Below are 23,653 nucleotides of genomic sequence, written 5' to 3' on the forward strand. Positions count from 1 at the left end.
AACCAAATAGGGGTATTTCTAAAGTAATGCAGTTTAGAGGAGGAATACCTATGTTTATGTACCTATTGGCGATTTTATTGCCGCCTGTGGCCGTATTGTTCACCGGTAAGCCATTTAAGGCTCTTTTGAACCTAGTTTTAACGCTAATCTTTTTCGTTCCGGGAGCTGTACATGCTGCCCTGGTAGTGAAAGACCATAAAAATAGCAAGAAGCAGTATGCGTAAAAAAGGCGCCCTTTAAGCGGGCGTCTTTCTCTTACTTTTCTACTAAAAATACGTGGTATACTTGAGTTGAGTGCTAATAGATGTTACATTCGTAACCATACACGAAGAGAGGGGTTTCTATTTTATGAAACGTATTACAACCCTATGCCTGATGCTGGTGCTAGCTATTGTATTGGCTGCATGTGGGAATGATGAGGATAAATCAACTGATAATGCTTCTACAACAGCTGATCAGGAAGAAGCACAAAAGCAAATGGAAGAAATGCAGAAGAAGATGGAAGAACAGCAAGTAGATCCGGAAGAAACAGTTGCGACTGTTAATGGCACCGAGATCAAAGGCGAAGAGTATAACTCCCTTTTATCCTCTGCTCAGCAGCAAGCACAGGCAAGCGGCTCTGATCCGACAACGGATGATGCCGCAAAAGAAATGAAGGATCAAGTATTGAAAAGTCTTGTAGGCAATGAACTGCTTCTGCAGGAAGCAGAGAATAAAGACTACGACGTTACTGATAAAGAAGTGGATGATGAACTTAAATCCGCTAAAGAACAGTTTGAAGATGAAGACCAATTCAATCAGGCATTGGAAGCTACAGGTTCTTCAGAAGATGAGTATAAGCAGCAGCTGAAGGAAGGCTTGCTTGTAACGAAATATGTCGATAGCGAGCTGTCACCGAAAGAAGTGACAGAAGACGATATGAAGACATACTATGAAGAAATGGAAAAACAGGCTAAAGAAAGTAAACAAGAAGACAGCCTGCCAAAATACGATGACATCAAGGACCAGCTGAAAGCGACAATGGAACAGCAGAACTTACAGACTGTCATGCTTGATAAAGTGGACGAGCTCGAGAAAGATGCAGATGTGAAATATAATATCTAAACCAGAAAAGGCACCAGGATATCCTGGTGCCTTTCTTGTTTAGTAAGTTGCAGCTGCTTGATCAGAAATGTCCACTGCACTTTCTGCTTCAGCTGGGATTTCAATACTGTCTGTTGCATTGTAGTTCTCATAGTTCATATCCATCAATGCATTGACAGTTGCTTCATCACCGGCTTCTTCCATTTTCATGACCATATCCAATTTGATGTTCTTTGGATAATTTGTCTCCTTATCAATGGAGATTGTGTAGTTGAACTTATCAAAAGTAAAGTTACCCATGCTCTCGAGGCTTTCGCCTGCTGCACCCATCTGCTCTTCCATAAAGCTCATCATCTTATCCTCTGCCACTACTACATCAAGTACATACTCTGTGTCAGTCTCGGATACTTTAATACTTTCCGCCAGATCCTTGACTTGTTGGACCTGCTCATCCAAAGGCTGTGCAACTTGATCAGTTCCAAGTGAAGCACCGATCTCTGATTCAGCATCCATCTTCATCCACATATCAGATGCTGGCTCATACATATAAATCATATTGTCTTTGATATACATATCGAACTGCTGTCCCATGGATTCCATGCTGAGTTTTGAGGAAAGTGGATCCATCACGATAGTACCGTCCGCTGTAGTAGTCATGGTTTGATCCAATCCAGAAGCTTTGACGTCCATATCCATTGTCATATCCATATCATAGCTATTCAAATCTTCATTAGCTTCGGCGGATTTTTGCAGGATTTCTTCCGGCGTCGGGCCTTGTTGCTCTTTCCCTTCAGCGTCTTTAGAAGCGCTGTCTGTTCCGCAACCAGTCAAAAATAGTGCTAGTGCTAATACTAACCAGCCAAGATGTTTTACCGATTTCATCTAATCCCTCCAAAATAATTTGCTTTTTCACGGACCCCGTTACCTTATTACAAACGGAGTATGTCTTATTACAATAGATGTTAAAAATTAGTCCGCATGGAAAGCCTATCAATTCATTACGTATTTTACATGAAATTGCTTCACAATTTCCTACAAAAAACTACATTCAGTAATAAGTTACTACGATTTTTTTCTAGATGTTTACAAAAGAGTAGCATAATACCCAGAAGAAAATGAGACGTCAGGACTAGGGATAATAATTGCTGTGACAAAAAGTTGTACAATCTTCTGTTCCATCATAGTGCATTGACGGCTTTTCAAGCATTTTGCTTCGGCGTTGGTTGGCATAAACTTAGATGCATTTCTTTTTAAAATGGTCACCCTCCAATATTATTTTGTTGGCCAAAAAGAAAGGATATTTAGTTCGACGTGTTGTATGTATTTCTTCATCAAGCCGTTTGTAATTCTTAAGCTTAGTTCCGTTTATTTTACAAATCAAACCCTCACTCTTTTAAATTGTTAAAAGAAAGAGTAAGTGGGGGATTCAAATACTAAATTGAAATTAAGTGTCAGAAACCGACAAACAGTAAGAAAATCCTACAAATTTTCGGGGTTTTAAAAGCGGACAGATGAGGAATACCTATAACATGACTACATAAGGAGGACTAATTATGCTTCAACCAACTTGGAAAAAAGCAATAGCTGCTATCATCACGCTCCTAGTCCCATTTACATTCGCGCTATCATACCAATCAGACAATATATCTGCTGTAACAGCTGAACAAGTAAACGCAGAAAAAAATGAGGCTGCCGAGCAGCCGGAACTGGATAAAGAGCAAATTGAACAGCTGACAGCTGCGTTTATGGATAAAGTCACACAAGACATTGATGCAAATTACAAAGTTCTAAACTATAATACGAAAGAAGATTTGCTGAAAAGTTTTGACGAAGTGGCTACAAGAGATGTAAGCGGCCCGATCGTCGATTTCTATTTCACAGAGGAAGCAGACGGCTTGTACATTCTGCCGACTGAGACACCAGCTTGGTTCAATCCTGATAATTCATACAAAGAGGAAACAGACTCCGATAAGTATGTTACAATTACACAAAGCAATACCGATGATTTGCACGGTAACTATACAATCGAGATCAAATTCATGTATGACGGAGGCTGGAAGATAGCAGCAGTCAAATACTTGTAGGTTTGATGTGAAGAAGGCAGTGGGAAGATGATTACGTTCAGAGATTACTACAATAATGAAGTGAAGATGTCTTTCGCCGATCATCCATTTTCTGATCAGCCTAAACATGTGTGGGTGATTTGCCGATACGGAAGTAAATGGCTTCTCACACGTCATAAAGATAGGGGATTGGAGTTCCCTGGCGGTAAGGTGGAAAAAGGAGAAACGGCAGAGCATGCTGCTTTGCGGGAAGTAATGGAGGAGACAGGCGGTGTAGTCCAGCAATTAAAGTATGTCGGTCAGTACTTCGTGGCAGGCAAGGCCGGGCATATCGTGAAGAATGTCTATTATGCCATCATCTCGGAACTGAAGAAGAAATCCAATTATATGGAAACATATGGACCAGTACTGGTCGAAAAGTTCCCTTCCCATCTGGCACAGCATGCTGAATACAGCTTTATGATGAAAGATAAGGTGCTGCCTAGTGCATTGCATCATATAGATAAGTTTGAAAAGACAATGTAAAAGAACTGCCCCAAAAGCTAACAACAGCTATCGGGGCAGTTCTTTTTTATTTATATATTGGTCCGGCTTGGCGAATAGCATCATCAAGAAAGTCGAATTTTGTGAAGTTCTGATGGAATTTTACCGCAAGTTCTTGTGCCGTCGATTTGTAAGCAGCTTTGTCTTCCCATGCATTTTCCGGTATCAGCAGCTCTGCTGGTACATTTGCAATAGAAACCGGAACATGCAGGCCGAAAATTGGATCTTGAGTGGTTTCTGCATTACGTAGTTCCCCGCTGAGAGCAGCCTGAACCATTGAGCGTGTGTACGGAAGCTTCATACGGGAACCCGAATGGTAATCTCCGCCTGTCCAGCCGGTATTGACGAGATACACCTCTGCTTGATGTTCACTGATTTTTTCGCCGAGCATCTCAGCATAGACAGAAGGTGCCAACGGCAGGAATGGAGCACCGAAGCAAGTCGAGAACGTAGCTTCAGGTTCTGTAACGCCGCGCTCTGTACCAGCAAGTTTGCTCGTATATCCGCTAAGGAAGTGATACATTGCCTGTTCGGTTGTCAATTTACTGATTGGCGGCAGCACGCCAGTTGCATCTGCAGTCAGGAAAATGATTGTTTTTGGATGACCTGCTAAGCTCTTAGGCAGGCTGCCCTTGATGTAATCAATTGGATAGGCTGCACGTGTATTCTCCGTAACTGAACCATCTTCGTAATCACAGACGCCATCTTTACCAACAGTCACGTTTTCAAGAATTGTACCGAATTTGATTGCGCCATGAATTTCTGGCTCTTTATCAGCTGAAAGATTGATGCATTTAGCATAACAGCCGCCTTCAATATTGAAGATTCCATCAGGTGACCAGCCATGTTCGTCATCCCCGATCAAAGGTCTGTTTGGATCAGCAGATAGTGTAGTCTTACCTGTTCCGGATAAACCGAAGAAGAGGGCTGTATCACCATCCGATCCTACATTAGCAGAGCAGTGCATTGGCAGGATTTCCTGCTGCGGAAGAAGGAAATTCATTACGGAGAAAATGGATTTCTTCATTTCTCCCGCATATTCCGTACCGCCTATCACGATTACGCGCTGTTTGAAGGAAACGATGACAAATGCTTCTGAATTAGTGCCATCGACTAGCGGATCTGCTTTTACACCAGGAGCAGAGATGACAGTGAATGCAGGTTTATGTGAAGTCAGCTCCTCCTCATTTGGTCGAATGAACAATTGGTGGGCAAATAAATTATGCCAAGCGTATTCATTGATTACTTGTATTGGAAGATGGTAGCGTTCATCAGCTCCGGCAAAGCCTTGGAATGAGAATACTTCTTCCTGTGCCTGCAGATAGTCGACGACTTTACCTAATAAGTGCTCGAATGTTTCCTCGCTGATAGGCTGGTTGACTTTTCCCCAGTCTACTTTGTTTTCGGAAAGCTCGTCTTTTACGATGAATTTATCCTTTGGTGAGCGGCCTGTATATTTTCCTGTTGCAGCCCGCAAAGCACCAGTATTTGTCAAACGAGCTTCCTGGCGGGACAATGCCGCCTCCGTCAGCTGAGCCGCTGATAGGTTTTTTCTTACATTGGATTGGGAGCGCATTTCTTCTAGCGCTGTTAACGCGTGCATCATTCGCATCTGGATCCCGCCTTTTTTAGAAGTTTTAAATAGTATAACACATTAAGATATTAATACATACTAATTTAAAATGCAATCAATAAGCGAATGCTTTATTAGTTAATAATTCCGAGTTTTTAAGTCGGTATTAACATGATTTTGTTGACTTCTGGAGGCTGTTCCGATAACATAGTTGCGAACGGAAAATCACTCTTATTCAGAGTAGGCGGAGGGACAGGCCCTAAGAAACCCGGCAACCGTCACATTTTGTGAAATGGTGCTCAACCTGAGCAAGGGATACCTTGAACGATAAGAGAGGGAATAAGCCAGCCTTCTGTTATGATGGAAGGTTTTTTTCATGTAACGGCTTAATAATAAAAAAAGAGCAATACTAATGATAGTGCTCTTTCAACCTTCACCCATTATCAAGTTTCTTAATAACATACCTTGGAAAGAGTAAAACTTCCGTATTAATTGTAGTTGAAGGGGGATTTGGCAGAATGACTGCTAATCGTCGATTATTTACCTCAGAATCCGTTACTGAAGGTCATCCGGATAAAATCTGTGACCAGATCTCGGATGCAATATTAGATGAAATCCTAGCTAAGGACCCGAATGCCCGTGTTGCTTGTGAAACGACTGTTACGACTGGTCTTGTACTCGTTGCAGGTGAAATTACAACAAGCGCTTATGTAGATATCCAAAGCATCGTGCGTAAAACAATCAAGGAAATTGGTTATACACGTGCGAAATATGGCTTTGATGCTGATACATGTGCTGTATTGACAGCAATCGATGAGCAATCTCCTGATATTGCAGGCGGTGTCGACCAGGCGCTTGAGGCTCGTGAAGGGCTGATGACGGACGAAGAGATCGATGCAATCGGCGCAGGTGACCAAGGCTTGATGTTTGGCTATGCAAGCAATGAAACACCAGAATATATGCCGCTGCCAATTTCATTGGCGCACCGTCTATCCAAGCAATTGGCGAAGATACGGAAAGATGAAACTGTGGATTACTTACGCCCGGATGGGAAAACACAAGTAACAGTAGAGTATGATGAAAACGATCAACCAGTACGGATTGATACAATTGTCATCTCCACACAGCACCACCCAGAAGTGGAGCAAGCTCAGATTCATACCGATTTGAAAGAGCTTGTTATCAAACCTGTCGTTCCAGCTGAATTGCTGGATGAAAATACGAAATACATCATCAACCCGACTGGACGATTCGTTATCGGCGGTCCGCAAGGTGATGCAGGTCTGACTGGACGTAAAATCATTGTTGATACGTATGGCGGTTATGCACGTCACGGCGGCGGTGCATTCAGTGGAAAAGATGCTACAAAAGTAGACCGTTCCGGTGCTTATGCAGCACGTTATGTGGCGAAGAACATCGTTGCAGCAGGTCTTGCTGAGAAATGTGAAGTACAGCTTGCTTATGCGATCGGTGTTGCTGAACCAGTATCCATCAGTATCGATACTTTCGGAACAGGCAAAGAGTCAGAAGAAGCATTGGTGAAAGCAGTACGCGATTTATTCGACCTTCGTCCTGCCGGCATCATCAAAATGCTGAACCTGCGTCAGCCAATCTACAAAGATACAGCTGCATACGGTCACTTCGGACGTACAGATAAAAACTTCCCTTGGGAGCAGACTGACAAAGCAGTACAGCTGGAAAGCTATACTTTTGCATAAGCTGCTTGAAAGGCAAGAGCGGTAATTTCGCTCTTGCTTTTTTTGTGTCGGCACCCATAATCTCCCTTCAAGAACCGAATTGTTTTATGCTATAATTAATGGCTAGAAGTAATGAAAGAGAGGCTAACATTAAATGTGTGGTTTGATTGGCGTAATAAGAAAAAACGTAAAACAATTAACGCAAGCTGATAAGGATAAATTCAAACAACAGAACAACATCATCACGCACCGCGGTCCGGATGATGAAGGTTATTACCATGACGAACATGTCTCATTCGGTTTCCGCCGCTTGAGTATTATTGATATCGAGGCTGGTGTTCAGCCATTAAGCTATGACGATGAGAAAATTTGGATGGTTTTCAACGGAGAGATCTACAACTATGTAGAGCTACGTGAAGAATTGCTGAAAAAAGGCGCAGAGTTCAAGACAGAATCCGATACCGAGGTCATCGCAGCGATGTACCATACATACGGAACGGAAGCGTTCAAAGAGCTTCGCGGTATGTTCAGCATTTTGCTATGGGATAAAGAGAAGAAGACATTTTTCGGAGCACGCGACCCATTTGGCATCAAACCGCTCTTCTATAAAGAAACAGAAGATGAGATTTTCTTCGCTTCTGAGAAGAAGAGCATCACACTTCTGGAAGAATCAGAGACAGTTGATACGGAAGCGCTCCAGCATTATTTGAGCTACCAGTATGTACCGGAACCATTCACGATGACAGAAGGTATCAAGAAAGTTGAGCCAGGTCACTACTTCGTGAAGCGTGAAGGCGAACCGATAGAATTCCATCGTTACTGGCATGCGACGTTCTCACCGAAAATCATGGACAAGCAAGCTTGGATCACTCGTATCCAGGATGTGCTTCATGATTCTGTGAGCAAGCATATGCGAAGTGATGTACCAGTCGGTTCTTTCCTTTCAGGTGGAATTGATTCTTCTATCATTGTAGCCATTGCGAAGCAATTCAATCCGAATTTGAAGACATTCTCTGTCGGTTTTGAACGTGAAGGATTCTCCGAAGTGGATGTGGCGAAAGAAACAGCTGAGAAACTCGGCGTAGAAAACTACTCCCATATCATTACACCAGAAGAATACTTAGAAAAACTTCCAAAAATCATGTGGCATATGGATGATCCATTGGCTGATCCATCTGCTGTGGCACTTTACTTCGTGGCAAGAGAAGCTAGCAAACATGTAACGGTTGTACTTTCCGGTGAAGGTTCGGATGAACTATTCGGCGGATACAATATCTACCGTGAACCTGAATCCTTGCGCATGTTCGATAGTATTCCTGGACCTGCTAAAGCATTGCTTGCAAGAGTAGCTAAAATCTTGCCAGAAGGTGTACGCGGTAAGAGCTTCCTTGAGCGTGGTACAACACCATTGAAGGATCGTTATATCGGGAATGCTAAAATGTTCGAAAGTGCGGACAAGCAAAAGCTTTTGAAAACATATAATGATGCAATCCGCTACCAGCAGATCACAGCGCCATTGTATGAGAACGTAAAGAACGAATCGCTTGTCGATCAAATGCAGTATATCGACATTCATACATGGATGCGCGGAGACATCCTTCTAAAAGCGGATAAGATGACAATGGCACATTCACTAGAGCTGCGCGTACCATTCTTGGATAAAGAAGTATTCCGTGTTGCCCGCGAGATTCCGGAAGATTTGAAAATTGCCAACAACACAACGAAGAGTCTACTTCGTGAAGCAGTGGAAGGCATTGTACCGGATCATGTTTTGCATCGGAAAAAACTTGGTTTCCCAGTTCCAATGCGCCACTGGCTGAAAAATGAACTGAATGGCTGGGCGAAGACACTCATCCATGAAAGCCAAACAGATCATCTTTTGCATAAAGACTACATCTTGAATCTATTAGATGCACATTGTCAAGGTAAGGGAGATTACAGCCGTAAAATCTGGACTGTACTTGCTTTCATGCTATGGCATCAGATTTACGTTGAACGTAAGTATGACTTTGCAGAATTCCAAAAAGTTGATAGAGTGGAAAGCAAACTTCAGACCACATAATAAAAAAGCCGTTCCTGTGAGAGGAACGGCTTTTTATGTTGTTTCTTTATACTGTTTACTTTTTTTGATATATTCCATTCTTATGCGCTCCATGTCCTGGAAATCAGCTTCGGTTAAATCGCGTATTACTTTGGCAGGTCTGCCGAATGCGAGTTTGCCGGAAGGAATAGTCTTGCCTGGAGGGACGAGTGAACCTGCGCCTACATAAGCATCATCCTCGATAACCGCGCCATCAAGGACAAGTGAACCCATACCTACAAGAGAATTTTTTCCAATTGTGCAAGAATGCAGTGTAACTTGGTGACCAATCGTGGCTCCTTGCTTTATAATAAGAGGAAGATCAGGACTTTGGTGAAGGACACAAAGATCCTGCACATTGGCGCCTTCACCAATCATAACTGGTGAAACATCACCGCGAATCACTGTCTTGAACCAGATGCTGGCATCTTTTTTAATCGTGACGTCTCCTGTAATAACGGCATCAGGAGCTACATAAGCTTCTTTGTGAACATGTGGACGTTTCTTGTCGTATTCGTATATCATTTGAATACTCCCTTCGTTTATGTTCTTATAGAATTAATAGATTTTTTGGAAAGAAGACAATCCCGGATTCGAGGAGCGAAATCACATTATGGCCCAACAAATACCAAAGTCATCAGTTTTACTTATGCATCAAGTATATCGGAAAATATTCCCGGAAGTACATAAAGAATTGGAACTATGGACGCAGCGGGCAGAAGCGATACCGGATCCGGAACTGCGCAAGCAGGCGCTGGAGAGTATTCGGACCAAACGCTTCCATTGTCAGGGCGGAGCAGTATACAGTCTGCTTGCTGGAGATGCGTGGAAGCAAGCAATCAAATTCATTATTGCCTATCAAACTATCAGTGACTATCTTGATAATCTATGTGATCGCAGTACTTCTCTTGATCCAGAAGATTTTCGTCTATTGCATCAATCAATGCTCGATGCACTTCAGCCCGGTGAAAAGCTGAAGGATTATTATGCATTGCGTGACGAGCGGGAAGACGGCGGATACTTGCACTCACTTGTTTTCACTTGTCAGACCATTCTTGGCAAACAGCCTAGCCTGCAAGTTTTGCAGCCTTATTTGCTGAAACTTTCCGGTTTATACGGCGATTTGCAAGTGCATAAGCATGTGGCGAAGGAAGAGCGGATTGAAAGACTGACAAACTGGTTTGCCCAGCATCAAGAGGAGCACCGGGATCTTACGTGGTATGAATTCTCTGCGTGCAGCGGTTCGACGCTCGGCATCTTCTGTTTTGTATCGTATGGAATGGGGATGGAGCTCGACCAGCAATTGGCTGATGATATTTATCAAAGCTATTTCCCGTATATGCAAGGACTCCACATTCTGCTAGATTACTATATCGATCAGATGGAGGATGAAGAGGAAGGAGATCTGAATTTCTGCCATTATTACCGGGATTCAGATGAAATGAAGGAAAGACTCCAGTACTTCATTGAGCGGACGAACGAAAGCGTGCAACGCCTTCCGCATGCTTCATTCCATGAGATGGTCCATCACGGGCTTGTTGGACTGTATCTGGCGGATCGCAAGGTAAGTCTGCTTTCGGATGGCAAAGAGATGATTAAAACACTGCTCAAGGCAAGTGGAAACAAATCGAAGTTTTTCCACTTGAATATCAAAGCATATAACAAAATGAAAGAAGCGCGTACCCCGATTAGTTAGGGGCTCGCGCTTCTTTATTTTGTCTTCTCGTTAGCAATGATGAATGGCGGGAAAGCAGCTGCCAATAGCACGATGAACAGGAAAAACAATAAGACGTACTTTACCTGCTCAGAAATCATTGGAAATCTCTGCTAAGCTCATTCCTATCTCTTTTCACTTTCAGTGATGTCAGACACTATCTTTTGGGTGGCCAGATCATAACCTGGATGGAACTGCATGTACTGCCTAATTCATTCGCTTTGCGCATTATATCTCCCGGCGTTGGCTAGTCTTGACCTAAGATACACTTTTAACGAAAAATATGTTGATAAATTAAACAACCATATATATAATTAATTTGTGAAAGCGTTACAAAAACAAATAATGTTTAAAAAATAAACGACTATTTTCGTAGTTGTTTTAAAAGGAGTAACTATAGCGGGTTATTCACTGACAAAGAGTTAGTTATTGTGGCTGTGAACATTGCCACAAAGAAAGTCATGTTAAAAGCCGTATTATAAATTTAATGGGAGGGAATTTGATGAAACCGATTATAGGGATTACCATAGGCGACGCCGCTGGAGTGGGTCCTGAGATTATCGTGAAAGCCTTGGGCCATTCAGCGGTTTACGATATATGCAGACCAGTTGTGATCGGTGATGCGAAATTGATAGAAAGAGCCATCCGTATCATTCAATCACCATTAACTGTTGCGGCAGTTGCAACTGTTACTGAGAGCAAATTTGAATTTGGGAAAATTGATTGTATCGATCTGAATTTACTGCCTGCTGACCTGCCTTTTGGAGAATTATCACCACAAGCGGGAGATGCTGCCTTTCAATATTTGAAGACGGCTGTTGAACTGGCGAAAAATAAGGAGATTCAATCGATCTGTACTGCGCCATTAAATAAAGAAGCCCTTCACAAGGGAGGACATCTATATCCGGGACATACTGAAATCCTTGCGGAATTAACTGAAACGGTGGATTATTCGATGATGTTATCTTCACCCAAATTGAAGGTCATCCATTTGACTACACATGTTGGTCTGATTAAAGCGGTTCAGTCTATTACGCCAGAACGAACGTATAAAGTGGTGAAGCTTGCTCACGAAACATTAACACGTGCGGGCTACACAAATCCAAGAATTGCGGTTTGCGGAATTAATCCGCATGCGGGTGAGAATGGCTTGTTTGGTGAAGGGGAAGAGGAAGAAAAACTAGTTCCAGGAATTGAACAAGCAATTGCTGATGGAATAAATGTAAGCGGTCCACACCCTGCAGACACCGTATTTTTTCGAGCGGTTCGTGGTGATTTTGATCTGGTCGTTGCCTGTTATCACGATCAAGGGCATGTGCCAATAAAGGTATTAGGCTTGGAAGAGGGGGTCAATATCACGGTTGGTTTAAATGGCGGTGTTATTCGTACCTCTGTAGACCATGGTACTGCATTTGATATTGCTGGGAAAAATATAGCTGATGAAAGAAGTATGCTAGCAGCTATCCAATCTGCTGCTGATTTGTCTCCAAAAGAGATTTTGAATTAGGGATTGGGATATGTATTGTGTAATGTGTAATAAGAGTTTTTAAGAGGGCTCTAAAGAAAGGCTTTCAAGAAAAATGTAAACCCTTACTTATTAAATGCAGATAGTAAATAATGTAATTAAGAAACGATGTGAATAGTATGATATTTGATATAATAGAAAATTTGAATAAATATGTATCATTAAACCCAAAAATCGGAAACGGTTTAGAGAAGTTAAACGAAGTCGAAATAGATTATAACAAGAGATTCGATTTTGATGGTGGTTATTTATTCTTTCAAGAAGGAACTACGACTCACATAGATAAAGGAACGTTTGAAGCACATAGAAATTATATAGATATCCAAATTGTGATGGACGGATCTGAATACATTGCATGGGCACCAACTGCCCAATTAGTAGTTGATGTGGTATACAATGCGGAAAAAGATGTTGTTCGTTTAGAGGGTAGTCCAAAAACGACCATGAAAATCAATAAAGGTATGGCCTATATTTGTCTGCCTCACGATGGACATAAAGCTTTAAAGTATATAGATAAAGCGACGACATACAAAAAAGCAGTTATTAAAATTGAAATTTAAATAGAAAGATAAGGTGAATAGTATGAAAAATAATAAATTAGTAGTTAACGAGTCAATTCCAAACGGTAAATTATACCATGATGCATACACAAATATTGATTTTTCTTTGATTCCATCTGGACCTTTTTCAACTGCACATGCACCAACTGTTACAAAGTTGGACAATGGAGATTTGTTATGTGCATGGTTTGCAGGGTCATTTGAAGGCAGTCCTGATATTTCGATTGTTTTATCTAAATTTGACCATGAATCCCAAGAGTGGAATGAACCGGAAATTATCTCGCGGGATGATACGCGCAGTGAGCAAAACCCATCATTTTTCCACGCGCCGGATAATTCAGTTTGGTTAATATATACTTCCCAAGAAGGTAGACAACCAGATAAAGATAATATGCAATATACATCAATTATTAAATACCAGAAAACAAGCGATAATGGTGAAAGTTGGTCTGAACCAGAAGTGTTATTCAGCCAGCAAGGTACTTTTGCACGACAAGCTATTCAAGTGTTAAGTAATGGTAGATGGATATTCAGCACGTGGGTGTGTGAGGATTCCGAATTTGGTCTTACTAACGATCCTACAGTTGTGCATGTGTCGGACGATGAAGGACAGTCATGGAGAGAAGTACGTATGCCTGATAGTAACGGACGAGTACATGCCAACGTCATAGAATTAGAGGATGGTCATTTAGTGGCATTTATGAGAAGTAGATTCGCAGATTATATTTATAGAAGTGAGTCAACAGATCATGGAGATTCTTGGTCAGCTCCTGAGCCAACAACCTTGCCAAATAACAATTCAAGTGTAAGCGCAATTAAGCTGGATAATGGTGCAATCGCTATTGCATATAACGCAAATGCAGCTAATAACCCTGAAAAAGGTAAAGTCGCATGGCCTGGATTAAGAAACCCTGTAGTGGTTTCAGTGTCTGAAGATGGCGGAAATAATTGGCCAATTGGTCGAATTATTGAACACGCTGAAGGTTTCATCGGGGCAGAGAATAAAACGAACAATTCACAGTTCGAATATCCAACTATTTATCAAGATCGGCAAGGACATCTACACCTAGTCTACGCGTATAAGAATAGAATGTGTGTCAAATATAATAGTTTTTCAGTTGAAGATATTTATGGTGAAAAGCGCGAATATGAAGGTGTCTACAACCCTACTTCTGGAGAAATAAACTAAGAGTAATCACAAGAGCTTGTTATAGCCTAATTATAAAACGGGCTTTAGACATAGTCTTAACAATAAATGAACAGAGTATGGGGTCGGTTAGAAAGATAATCATCTTGTTGCTTTTAAGCACAATCATGAGAATCGTAGTATCAACCAAGAAAATCCTTAGAAGGGGACGAGATATAGTGGCTGACTCCAATACTCTAGCTTCGGTGTGCATTCATAGAGCCGAAGCACACTTTCTTACAATTATGTCGCATACCAGATCAGACAACATTGCTTAGTCAAGATGCACTGCTCAGGTACAGCTGCACGATTTGAGGATGACGGTTTAACATGCTCTATCGTTCCCTAGATGGAATTCTCTGTTAGGGCGCTAGTTAATGTAACCGCTTCACTGATCGGGATGAAATTGGGAATATTAGAGAGTAAATGTACAACGCATAAGAGACTTTAGAGGTCTTCAAGATGATGGCAAAGTGTCATCACTTAAGAGAGGGGTAACAAAATGACATTGGATATGTATCTTGCACTTGGGATCTTGGTACTAATGATTGTGATGATCATGTCAGAAAAATTCGCCTTCGGCGCACCACCACTCATAGCTTCCCTTTTGCTAGTAGTGACGGGTCTGGCTACAGTTCCAGAGGCTTTCGCCGGTTTTGTAAACTCAAGCGTTATCATGGTCGCCGGCTTTATGGTTGTTATGGCAGGACTAATGAAAACGAGCATAATTGGTAAGGTTCAGACCTCGATGCTCTCATTAGTGAACAAGGGAGGATACAAGAGTTATGCTCTTTTAATTGTAGTAGTTATGTTTGGTGCCAGTTTAGCGGGTCCTGGTTCCACTGGATACTATGTACTTATTTTATCTTTAATTTCAACGATTCCTTATAATAAGAAAATGCCTACGTCTAAACTGATAATGCCTTTGGGATTTGCAACTAACCACCCTTTGATTCCTTTTAATGTAGCACTCTTCTATGGTGTTACTGTCAGCGTACTAGAGACGGCTGGGTTTACTGGCGGGCTTTCTATGTCTAAGTTTGCTGTCGTAAATTTCATCTTGACCCTTGGTTTTTTGGTATGGGCTTTGGTTGCTTATCGTCTTTTGCCGGATCATCCGATTTCGGAAGATTCCGGATTTGATGAGGTAGCAGTTTCGTCTGAGATTAATACTATGCCTCCATGGAAAGAATACGCTACTATCGCTGCATTTGTCCTAAGTGTGGCGGGTATGATGCTTATGAACGTGTTTGGCGAAGCGGCCTATGTAATTCCTGGTCTTGCTGGGGCATTTTTATTGATAATCAATGTACTTGACTTCAAAGAAGTTCGAGATAATATGGGTGCACCTGTCATCCTGTTGATGGCTGGTGTTATCGGTGTTGCCAATGCTTTGGCTGAGACTGGATTTACAGCTATGGTCGGAGACTATGTGGCGAATTCATTGGGCACTAATATCAGTCCTTTCATGCTGATTTTCATCTTCGCGCTTCTAACTAGTACTTGTGCTACGTTTACTGGTTCAAATATGGGTTCTGTATATATCTTTGCACCAATCGCTATTGCAACCAGCCTAAGTTTGGGACTTGACCCAACTGCTGCAGCAGTTGCAGTTGTGATATCTGCATGGAACGGCGGGTACATGCCAGTTGATGGTATGCCGGCTATGATCTTAGGTATGGGTAAATATAAGCTTCCGCAGTTCTGGCTGTTCTCCGTACCTATGTATGTGATTCGTATTTTTGCACTTAGTGTTGGTGCTATGATTATGTTCCCTGTAAGTTGATAAATTAGTAGGGAGTGAGTGGGACGAGATGCAGAAACTGGGGATTAACTGACTTCAGATAATCATTTTTATTTAAAACCGACAACGATCTTGTTTTCGGATAGAAATCCTTCGTCCACTAAATAGTCTATCCCGAGGTGAAAATAGAATATTGGGAGGAAAAGTGTATGGAACAACCACAACCTAAAGTAAAACCTTTATGTCCACCTGGACGCCCCCCGCGCTACGAAGATGTTCCCTTTGCAGAGGTAACCCTAGATAATGGAGAGCCATATACGCTGAAGATGGATATCTATCAAGATCTTAATCAGAAAACGCCTGGTCCATGCATCATTTACTACTTCGGAGGTGGATGGATGTATGGAGAATACAAGCAGGTTACCCAAAAAGCAGTGTATTGCCGGGAGCTTATAAGATTGGTAGAGCAAGGATTTACTATTGTCTCTCCATCCTATCGCTTATCTAGTCAAGCTGTCTTCCCGGCATGTATCCACGATTGTAAAGGAGTAGTTCGTTTTTTGAAAGCGAATTCAAAAGAATATCAAATCGATCCCGAACGAATTGGCGTGCTGGGGAACTCTGCTGGTGGTCATCTAGCAGCAATGGTCGCAATGAGTGCAAATTGCGAGGAGCTGGAAGGAGAGGTCGGCGGTAATAAAGAATATACGAGTGCAGTAAGAGCTGCAACAATTTTATATGCGCCATCCGACTTGGTGGCACTTCTTAGAAGCGACGCAAATGAAGCAATAAAGAATCTGTCTGGAACAGAAGTCGATCAAGCAGACAAATCTATGGATAATGTTATAACTCAGATTCTTGGATATACTGAACCTGGAAAATCGTTGTTGGATTTGAATAGATTAATAGAAAGCGGTAATACGTGTGACCCTGATTGGAAGTATGTAGAACTAGCCAAGGCATGCAGTCCGATTACATATGCAAGTGCCGATAGTCCACCGATAATGATTTTGCACGGGGGCAAAGACCCTCTCGTACCTATTGAGCAAAGCGACAGCCTTTATAAAGCCTTAGTGTCTTCTAATGCGGACGCGATGTATGTATCTTCTTCTCAGGCTAATCACGGCCCAACAATGGGAGATGAATCTGATCAAATGGCGTATCAGTTCTTAACAAACAGACTGTGAGAACATTTATACAGCCGAACAAAATCATCTTTGATCAAAATAAAAGCCTATAATGAAAGAAGCGCGCACCCCTAACTAATCGGGGTGCGCGCTTCTTTTATTTTTTCTTCTCGATAGCAATGATGAATGGCGGGGTGTTTTTTTGGTTAAGAAAGCGATACTGCAAGACCGCGTAATGTTTTTGATCATAATCTTTAACGTGGGCAAGCAGGCCTTCTTTTTCGATGGCGCCTTCCGGATGACCATGATAAACAACCAACACGATTCTGCCGCCGGGTTTCAGTGCGTGGCGAATTTTCTCAATTGCAGTAATCGTGCTTTCTGCATTAGTGGTAATAGCTTTATTGCTGCCGGGCAAATAACCTAAATTGAAAATGGCTCCAGCAAGCTTTCCTTCATCTTCGGGTGTTATATAATGATCGACACGCTGGTGGCTGTCCAGAATTAAAGTCGTATTCGTTACATCATGCAGGCTCAGGTGCTTGCTTGTCATTTCGATGGCTTGCTCCTGTATATCAAATGCAAGCACCTTTCCTTCTTCTCCGACAAAACGGCTGAGTGCGAGTGTATCATTCCCATTGCCGCATGTTGCATCAATGACAGTATCTCCTGGCTGAATCACTTGCTCCATCAGTTCGTGTGCATAAGCGATAACGTGTTTTAGCATTTCTTGAATCCTCTCTCTGACAAATTGTTCTCTCTTATTTTTACGCTACCTGTGCTTATTTAGCAAATCAAACCTCTCTAATGTAAAGGAAAATTTACAATTAATTTACCAAATAAATGTAGAAACGTGTCGATATAAGGACCATAGTAGTAGTGTGAAGGAAGAGAAGGGAGTATATCGACATGTATAAGCGCATCCTAATACCTATTTGCGCCTTGATTCTATGTTATTTATCTGGGTGTGCTGCAAACCCGGCTGCAGCCAAACTTGATGAAGAAAAGCGTATCGGAATCGTTTTGACAGAAGCGGGACTTGGAGATCAGGAATGGAATGATTTGGCAATCGAAGGATTGACGAAAGCGAGAGATCGGCTTGATATCATCTATACATATAAAGAAATTACACCAGAACTAACTTATGAGAAAGCATTACAGGAATTAGCCGATGAAGGAATGGATATGATTATCACGTTGGAAGAAGCAGCAGAAGATGCTGTAACCAGCCAGGCGGAGGCAAATCCTGCTATTACATACATAGCTTTTGAGACGGAGTTGGAAGGTGATAATCTATTCGGCTACGCTTTTGATACAGAGCAGGCGGGGTATTTGGCTGGAGTAGCAGCTGCCACCGTGGCGAAGTCTGGTAAAGCAGGTTTCATTGGAGAGTCATCCAGTACTTACCTTGAAGGTTTCAAACAAGGAATAGCAGCTACATCCAATGATACCGAACTGCTCGTTGGAGAGGCTTCGCCGGATGATAAAGCGGCGGGAAGCAAAGCAGCGAAGGAGTTAATTGCCGAGGAAGCAAAAATTCTTTTTGCAGAGCCTGGGGATGCTGGAAAGGCAGTGCTGGAGCAAGCATCATTAGAGGATGTTTATGCAATCGGTGCTGGCGGTGACCAGAGCTATCTCGCTCCTGATAATGTCGTCACGTCGGCTTTGCTGCAAATTGATCATGTCATATTCGATTTTCTGGAACGGGTCTCGAAAGGCGATGAGCTGCCTGGAGACAATATGATTGGCTTGAAGGAGCAGGCTGTGGCTTTAAGTCCTATCGCTGTTGTCAGTATTACTGACACAGTTGAAGGGAAAGTCCACACAGCGACACAAAAGCTGTTAGAATCGGAGTGAGCTAAATGAAACTGACACGGAAACTATTCCTGCAAGCAGCAGGGACGAGTGCATTAGCATTGGTGCTCATTGCTTTTATCATTTTCAGTATGATAAGGATCAATGCTTCGAGTTATGAGCAAGTTCAGCATCTTCTCCAGCTTCAGCAGTTAGACAGCCAGCTGAACAATGCCGGACAGGTACTGAGAAATACGACTACAATTCGTACTGATGCTTCAGCGGGGGATTTACGGTCTTATATGGAACAAAGCAACTCAAGCTTCAAACAGCTTTTGCAATCATCAGAGGGACAGTCAGCAGCATATCTTGAAGCAGGAAAAGAAAAGTATGATGACTGGCAAGGGGAAGTAACGAGTCTTTTGACCAATGTGAATGAAATGGATGCGCTGCGGTTATCGAGTCGTATTCAAGGGCTGCTGAATGATATTTATATGGCTAACGCATACAGTACAGCAGCTTATGAGGATGAACAGCTTGCCCTGCAGAATCAAATTACTTTTGTAATTGTGGTGTCTGTTATTGGGGTGCTGCTGCTCATAATCATTACAAATTATACATCCCGAAGAACTAGTAAATCGATTGCAGATCCTCTATTAGAACTTGCGTCTAGAACGAACCAAATTGCAGCGGGGGATTTAACGGTAGAGCCGATAGAAAAGACAGGGAGTTTGGAAATCAGTGAGATGAATCAAGCCTTCGGACAGATGACGGAGCAGCTGAAGAATTTAATTGGTTCGATTGAGAAGGCAAGTGATGAAGTAGCTGGAATGTCTGCTGAAATTGATAAAGACAATCAGAATCTGCAGGGACTTCATAAAGAAATCGCTGCTTCAGTTGGTGAAATCACATCTGGTTCACAGCGTATTTCAGCCGATCTGCAGCAAACCGTGACTCTGATAGAACAAATGGACAAGCAAGGAAGTGCGAACAGTACGTTTGCTACGGAAACAGTTGCACTTGGCAAGATTGCATCAGAGGCAGCAGTACGCGGCAGGGAAACTGTACATAATCAGCAGCAGCTCACGGTAAAGAACGGAGAGAGCAGAGATTTAATGGAAGCGTCGCTGCGAGACTTCATCCAATATTCTCAACAGATCGAGCAAATGGTAGCATCGGTATCTTCTGTTGCTGAACAGACCAATCTGCTTGCGCTAAATGCTGCAATAGAGGCTGCAAGAGCTGGTGAAGCGGGGAAAGGCTTCGCTGTTGTAGCTGATGAAATCCGAAAGCTTGCGGATGAGTCCAAATCATCTGCGGATGCTATCTATAAGACGGTAGGATCAATTCGGCAGGGCACAATGAGTTTATCCGAAGCTGTGCAGTTTAGTCATGAGGTTGCCAAAGCAGAAACCGCTTCTATGGAAAGCATGGAAAGCTCGTTTATGGAGATTGAAGAAAAGTTTCAGTCCATCTCGAATCGCCTGCAGCAAATTCAAAGCGGTAGTGTCCAATCGGAGCGATTGGGCACCGAGGTTCTTGGCAGGGTAGAACAAATTAGCAGTACCCTCCAAGAAAATACTGCAAAAACAGATGTAGTCCATCATTCCACCAATGAACAGTATGGGGCCTATGAGCAGTTGGCAATGACAGTGAGGCACCTTGACCGTGTAACACGTGAACTGCAGGGTGCTGTATCGGTGTTCCGGACGGAAGCTGCCGAATCTTGACAAATGTAGCACAGTTCCGTACACTGGACACAACAATACTGTGAACGATGAGGAGAAGGAGTAGTAGCAAGCTCTGCTTGGTTTAAGAGAGACGGCATTCTGGTGCAAGCCGTCCCGGCATCTTGTGAACTCGCCTTCGTAATTGCAAAAGGGAACTACCAGTACTTTTTGCCGTTTTCCGCGTTAAGGAATGTCGAGCGGGCGCATTTGCGCTAAGTTGGGTGGTACCGCGGGAGAAGTCTCTCGTCCCATTATTGGGATGAGGGGCTTTTTTCTTTGCTTCACGGTCAGAATTGTTCAAGTTGAAGAGAGTACAGGAGGCACACGATATGTCATTCAATCACCATGAAATCGAAAAGAAATGGCAAGCTTATTGGGAAGAAAACAAAACGTTCAAAACAGATACTTCCTCTGAAAAAGAAAAGTTTTATGCCTTGGATATGTTCCCTTATCCATCAGGAGCTGGTCTGCACGTAGGACACCCTGAAGGCTATACAGCTACAGATATTCTGTCTCGTATGAAGCGGATGCAAGGCTTTGAAGTGCTACATCCAATCGGCTGGGATGCATTCGGATTACCAGCTGAGCAATATGCGCTGGATACAGGGAATGACCCTGAAGAATTCACGAAAAAGAATATCGCGACTTTCACAAGACAGATCAAAGAACTTGGGTTTTCTTACGATTGGGATCGTGAAGTTAATACAACAGATCCAGAATACTATAAGTGGACACAATGGATTTTCCTTCAGTTGTATAAAGAAGGACTTGCTTATGTGGATGAGGTAGCAGTGAACTGGTGTCCTGCTCTTGGTACTGTACTTTCCAATGAAGAAGTCATCGATGGAAAGAGCGAACGCGGCGGGCATCCGGTTATCCGCAAGCCAATGAAGCAATGGGTGCTTCGTATTACTGCCTATGCAGATCGCCTGCTGGAAGACTTGGATGAACTTGACTGGCCGGATAGCTTGAAAGAGATGCAGCGTAACTGGATCGGACGCTCGGAAGGTGCGGAAGTAACATTCCGTATAGAAGACACTGAGGAAAGCTTTGATGTGTTTACAACTCGTCCGGATACTTTGTTTGGTGCTACATTCGCGGTACTGTCTCCAGAGCATCCGCTAGTTGATAAGATTACTTCTGCAGCGCAGCAGAAAGCGGTTGAAAGCTACAAACAAGAAGTGGCAGCGAAGAGTGATTTGGAGCGTACAGATCTTGCAAAAGAGAAAACCGGTGTCTTTACTGGAGCCTATGCAATCAACCCGGTTAATGGCGAAAAAATGCCGATCTGGATCGCTGACTATGTACTTATGAGCTATGGTTCCGGAGCTATCATGGCAGTACCTGCACATGATGAACGCGACTATGAATTTGCAAAGACTTTCGATTTGCCAATCAAGGCAGTAATCGAAGGTGCCGATGTAGAAAATGAAGCTTATACTGGTGAGGGAGCACATATCAATTCTGATTTCCTTAATGGTATGAATAAACAAGAAGCAATTTCTGCAGCAATCACTTGGCTGGAAGAGAACAAACAAGGTGCGAAAAAAATCAGCTACCGTCTGCGTGACTGGATTTTCAGCCGTCAGCGCTACTGGGGTGAGCCGATTCCAGTAATCCATTGGGAAGATGGCACAATGACAAGTGTGCCAGAGGAAGAGCTTCCGCTTGTTTTGCCGAAAACAGATGAGATTAAGTCATCCGGTACGGGTGAATCTCCGCTTGCTAATATTACGGAATGGGTGAATGTCACTGATCCTGAAACAGGCAAGAAAGGGAAACGTGAAACACATACAATGCCGCAATGGGCAGGCAGCTGCTGGTACTTCCTTCGTTATATCGATCCGAAGAACCCAGAAAAGCTGGCTGATTTTGAAACACTGAAGAAATGGCTGCCGGTTGATGTATATATCGGGGGAGCAGAACATGCTGTTCTTCACTTGCTGTACGCGCGCTTCTGGCATAAGTTCTTATTTGATATCGGTGCTGTGCCGACTAAGGAACCTTTCCAAAAGTTATATAATCAAGGGATGATCCTTGGAGAAAATAATGAAAAAATGAGTAAATCTAAAGGGAACGTGGTAAACCCTGATGATGTTATCGAATCCCATGGTGCAGATACACTTCGTCTATACGAAATGTTTATGGGACCATTGGATGCTTCCATCGCTTGGTCTGAAAATGGATTAGATGGTTCCCGTCGATTCCTTGATCGTATATGGCGATTGTTCATCTCGGAAGCCGGGGGACTTTCAGAGAAAGTACAAGACTCAGAATCAGAAGACCTGCAAAAAACGTATCACGAAACTGTGAAGAAAGTGACAGAGGATTTTGAAGCTTTGCGCTTCAATACAGGTATCTCTCAATTGATGGTGTTCATTAATGATTGTTACAAAGCTCCTGTCATTCCGCGCGAATTCGCAGAAGGATTTACGAAGTTGCTTTCACCGGTGGCGCCGCATCTCGCGGAAGAGCTATGGAGTAAACTTGGTCACGGAGAAACGATTACTTATGCAGCATGGCCTGTCCACGATGAGTCTAAGCTTGTAGAACAGGAAATAGAAATTGTATTGCAGGCGATGGGTAAGTTACGTGCAAAAGTTATGGTGCCTCATGATGCTTCTAAAGAAGAGCTTGAGAAAATCGCATTAGACGACGAACAAATGAAAAGCTGGCTGGAAGGAAAGACTGTCCGTAAAGTAATTGTCGTTCCTGGTAAGCTCGTTAATGTAGTAGCAAATTAATTGGCGAATCCCTTCTGGTTATAGAAGGGATTCTATTTTAAATAAAGGGGAATTATAAATGCGCAATATACAACCAGAAGAATTGGATGAACTAATTGAAGAAGGCACTTCTTCCTATAAAGTAATTGATGTTCGGGAAGATGAAGAAGTTGAACAAGGTATGATTCCAGGTGCGATTCATATCCCGCTTCAGCAAATACCTGAGAAACTCTCTGAATTATCGACGAATGACACATATGTACTTGTCTGCCGCGGCGGTCATCGAAGCATGAATGCTGCTGCGTTTATGGAGAACCAAGGCTATGACGTGATCAATATGGATGGCGGTATGCTGGAATGGAAAGGCGAACTCGTCTTTAAATAAGCTGAAAAGCACTGCGGGGAAGAGTTTCGACGACTTTCTCGCAGATATTCTATATTTCTTTGATACTAGTATTGACAGTCTCGAAACATGGTGATAGTATAGAGTTACTGTCGTAAGGCAGTCATT

Annotated in this window: 20 protein-coding genes, 1 riboswitch and 1 other annotated feature; of the genes, 16 read left to right on the forward strand and 4 right to left on the reverse strand. The window is 42.7% G+C overall.

Annotated features, from left to right (window positions below; all coding sequences use genetic code 11):
* The first annotated feature begins 56 nt into the window (after positions 1–56).
* Both CHH58_RS12115 and CHH58_RS12120 read left to right on the forward strand, forming a co-directional pair.
* The gene (locus CHH58_RS12115) at positions 57–224 is read left to right on the forward strand and encodes a YqaE/Pmp3 family membrane protein (protein WP_245609735.1); all 168 of its coding nucleotides are present in this window, start codon (positions 57–59) and stop codon (positions 222–224) included.
* Positions 225–348: 124 nt separating this feature from the next.
* A complete protein-coding gene (locus tag CHH58_RS12120; protein WP_095232512.1) occupies positions 349–1,104 on the forward strand; it encodes a SurA N-terminal domain-containing protein in 756 nt (251 codons plus the stop codon).
* Between the two features lie 39 nt (positions 1,105–1,143).
* On the opposite strand, the gene CHH58_RS12125 is transcribed toward CHH58_RS12120, so the two are convergent.
* Positions 1,144–1,965 carry a DUF6612 family protein gene (locus CHH58_RS12125; RefSeq protein ID WP_095229511.1) on the reverse strand — a complete coding sequence of 274 codons (822 nt, stop codon included), beginning with the start codon at positions 1,963–1,965 and terminating at the stop codon, positions 1,144–1,146.
* 671 nt (positions 1,966–2,636) lie between these two features.
* On the opposite strand from CHH58_RS12125, the gene CHH58_RS12130 reads away from it, so the two are divergent.
* Entirely contained in the window at positions 2,637–3,167 is a 531-nt protein-coding gene (locus CHH58_RS12130; RefSeq protein ID WP_095229513.1) for a hypothetical protein, read from the forward strand.
* 27 nt (positions 3,168–3,194) lie between these two features.
* The gene (ytkD, locus tag CHH58_RS12135; protein ID WP_095232513.1) at positions 3,195–3,671 is read left to right on the forward strand and encodes an RNA deprotection pyrophosphohydrolase; all 477 of its coding nucleotides are present in this window, start codon (positions 3,195–3,197) and stop codon (positions 3,669–3,671) included.
* A gap of 46 nt (positions 3,672–3,717) precedes the next feature.
* On the opposite strand, the gene pckA is transcribed toward ytkD, so the two are convergent.
* Positions 3,718–5,301, reverse strand: a complete 1,584-nt coding sequence (pckA, locus tag CHH58_RS12140) for a phosphoenolpyruvate carboxykinase (ATP) (RefSeq protein WP_095229517.1) — start codon at positions 5,299–5,301, stop codon at positions 3,718–3,720.
* A 189-nt stretch (positions 5,302–5,490) separates the two neighbouring features.
* Positions 5,491–5,596: riboswitch (SAM riboswitch) on the forward strand.
* A gap of 184 nt (positions 5,597–5,780) precedes the next feature.
* Between pckA and metK the strand changes: the two genes are divergently transcribed.
* Together metK and asnB are read left to right on the forward strand one after the other, a co-directional pair.
* Positions 5,781–6,980, forward strand: a complete 1,200-nt coding sequence (gene metK / locus CHH58_RS12145) for a methionine adenosyltransferase (RefSeq protein WP_095229519.1) — start codon at positions 5,781–5,783, stop codon at positions 6,978–6,980.
* A 133-nt stretch (positions 6,981–7,113) separates the two neighbouring features.
* Positions 7,114–9,021, forward strand: a complete 1,908-nt coding sequence (asnB, locus tag CHH58_RS12150) for an asparagine synthase (glutamine-hydrolyzing) (protein ID WP_095232515.1) — start codon at positions 7,114–7,116, stop codon at positions 9,019–9,021.
* 33 nt (positions 9,022–9,054) lie between these two features.
* On the opposite strand, the gene CHH58_RS12155 is transcribed toward asnB, so the two are convergent.
* Positions 9,055–9,564: a gamma carbonic anhydrase gene (locus CHH58_RS12155; RefSeq protein ID WP_095232516.1), complete on the reverse strand. Its 510-nt coding sequence runs from the start codon at positions 9,562–9,564 to the stop codon at positions 9,055–9,057.
* Between the two features lie 88 nt (positions 9,565–9,652).
* Between CHH58_RS12155 and CHH58_RS12160 the strand changes: the two genes are divergently transcribed.
* The 6 genes from CHH58_RS12160 (at position 9,653) to CHH58_RS12185 (ending at position 16,955) form a co-directional block, all read left to right on the forward strand.
* Positions 9,653–10,735, forward strand: coding sequence for a tetraprenyl-beta-curcumene synthase family protein (locus tag CHH58_RS12160; protein WP_095229526.1), 1,083 nt, complete (start codon positions 9,653–9,655; stop codon positions 10,733–10,735).
* Between the two features lie 520 nt (positions 10,736–11,255).
* Positions 11,256–12,260, forward strand: coding sequence for a 4-hydroxythreonine-4-phosphate dehydrogenase PdxA (pdxA, locus tag CHH58_RS12165; RefSeq protein WP_095232517.1), 1,005 nt, complete (start codon positions 11,256–11,258; stop codon positions 12,258–12,260).
* A gap of 137 nt (positions 12,261–12,397) precedes the next feature.
* Positions 12,398–12,838: a YhcH/YjgK/YiaL family protein gene (locus CHH58_RS12170; protein WP_095262565.1), complete on the forward strand. Its 441-nt coding sequence runs from the start codon at positions 12,398–12,400 to the stop codon at positions 12,836–12,838.
* A gap of 22 nt (positions 12,839–12,860) precedes the next feature.
* A complete protein-coding gene (locus tag CHH58_RS12175) occupies positions 12,861–14,027 on the forward strand; it encodes a sialidase family protein (protein WP_095262566.1) in 1,167 nt (388 codons plus the stop codon).
* Between the two features lie 499 nt (positions 14,028–14,526).
* On the forward strand, positions 14,527–15,810 hold the full coding sequence (locus CHH58_RS12180; RefSeq protein ID WP_095229562.1) for an SLC13 family permease: 1,284 nt from the start codon (positions 14,527–14,529) through the stop codon (positions 15,808–15,810).
* A 167-nt stretch (positions 15,811–15,977) separates the two neighbouring features.
* Positions 15,978–16,955 (forward strand): alpha/beta hydrolase fold domain-containing protein, encoded by a 978-nt coding sequence (locus CHH58_RS12185; RefSeq protein WP_095229564.1) that lies wholly within the window; start codon positions 15,978–15,980, stop codon positions 16,953–16,955.
* Positions 16,956–17,052: 97 nt separating this feature from the next.
* Here CHH58_RS12185 and CHH58_RS12190 read toward each other — a convergent pair whose 3' ends face one another.
* Positions 17,053–17,622, reverse strand: coding sequence for a tRNA (mnm(5)s(2)U34)-methyltransferase (locus tag CHH58_RS12190; RefSeq protein ID WP_093880916.1), 570 nt, complete (start codon positions 17,620–17,622; stop codon positions 17,053–17,055).
* 182 nt (positions 17,623–17,804) lie between these two features.
* Here CHH58_RS12190 and CHH58_RS12195 point away from each other — a divergent pair, with 182 nt between their 5' ends.
* The 4 genes from CHH58_RS12195 to CHH58_RS12210 all read left to right on the forward strand — a co-directional run bounded on the left by CHH58_RS12195 (position 17,805) and on the right by CHH58_RS12210 (position 23,527).
* Positions 17,805–18,752 (forward strand): BMP family ABC transporter substrate-binding protein, encoded by a 948-nt coding sequence (locus CHH58_RS12195; protein WP_095229566.1) that lies wholly within the window; start codon positions 17,805–17,807, stop codon positions 18,750–18,752.
* A 5-nt stretch (positions 18,753–18,757) separates the two neighbouring features.
* Positions 18,758–20,419 carry a methyl-accepting chemotaxis protein gene (locus CHH58_RS12200; RefSeq protein ID WP_095262567.1) on the forward strand — a complete coding sequence of 554 codons (1,662 nt, stop codon included), beginning with the start codon at positions 18,758–18,760 and terminating at the stop codon, positions 20,417–20,419.
* A 41-nt stretch (positions 20,420–20,460) separates the two neighbouring features.
* Positions 20,461–20,673 (forward strand) — a binding site (T-box leader).
* Positions 20,674–20,748: 75 nt separating this feature from the next.
* Complete coding sequence (gene leuS, locus CHH58_RS12205; RefSeq protein WP_095262568.1) at positions 20,749–23,163, forward strand: leucine--tRNA ligase; 2,415 nt, start codon at positions 20,749–20,751, stop codon at positions 23,161–23,163.
* Positions 23,164–23,221: 58 nt separating this feature from the next.
* Complete coding sequence (locus CHH58_RS12210) at positions 23,222–23,527, forward strand: rhodanese-like domain-containing protein (RefSeq protein ID WP_095229572.1); 306 nt, start codon at positions 23,222–23,224, stop codon at positions 23,525–23,527.
* Positions 23,528–23,653 lie beyond the last annotated feature (126 nt).

The sequence above is a fragment of the Terribacillus saccharophilus genome, from assembly GCF_002272745.1.
Lineage (GTDB): Bacteria > Bacillota > Bacilli > Bacillales > Amphibacillaceae > Terribacillus > Terribacillus saccharophilus_B.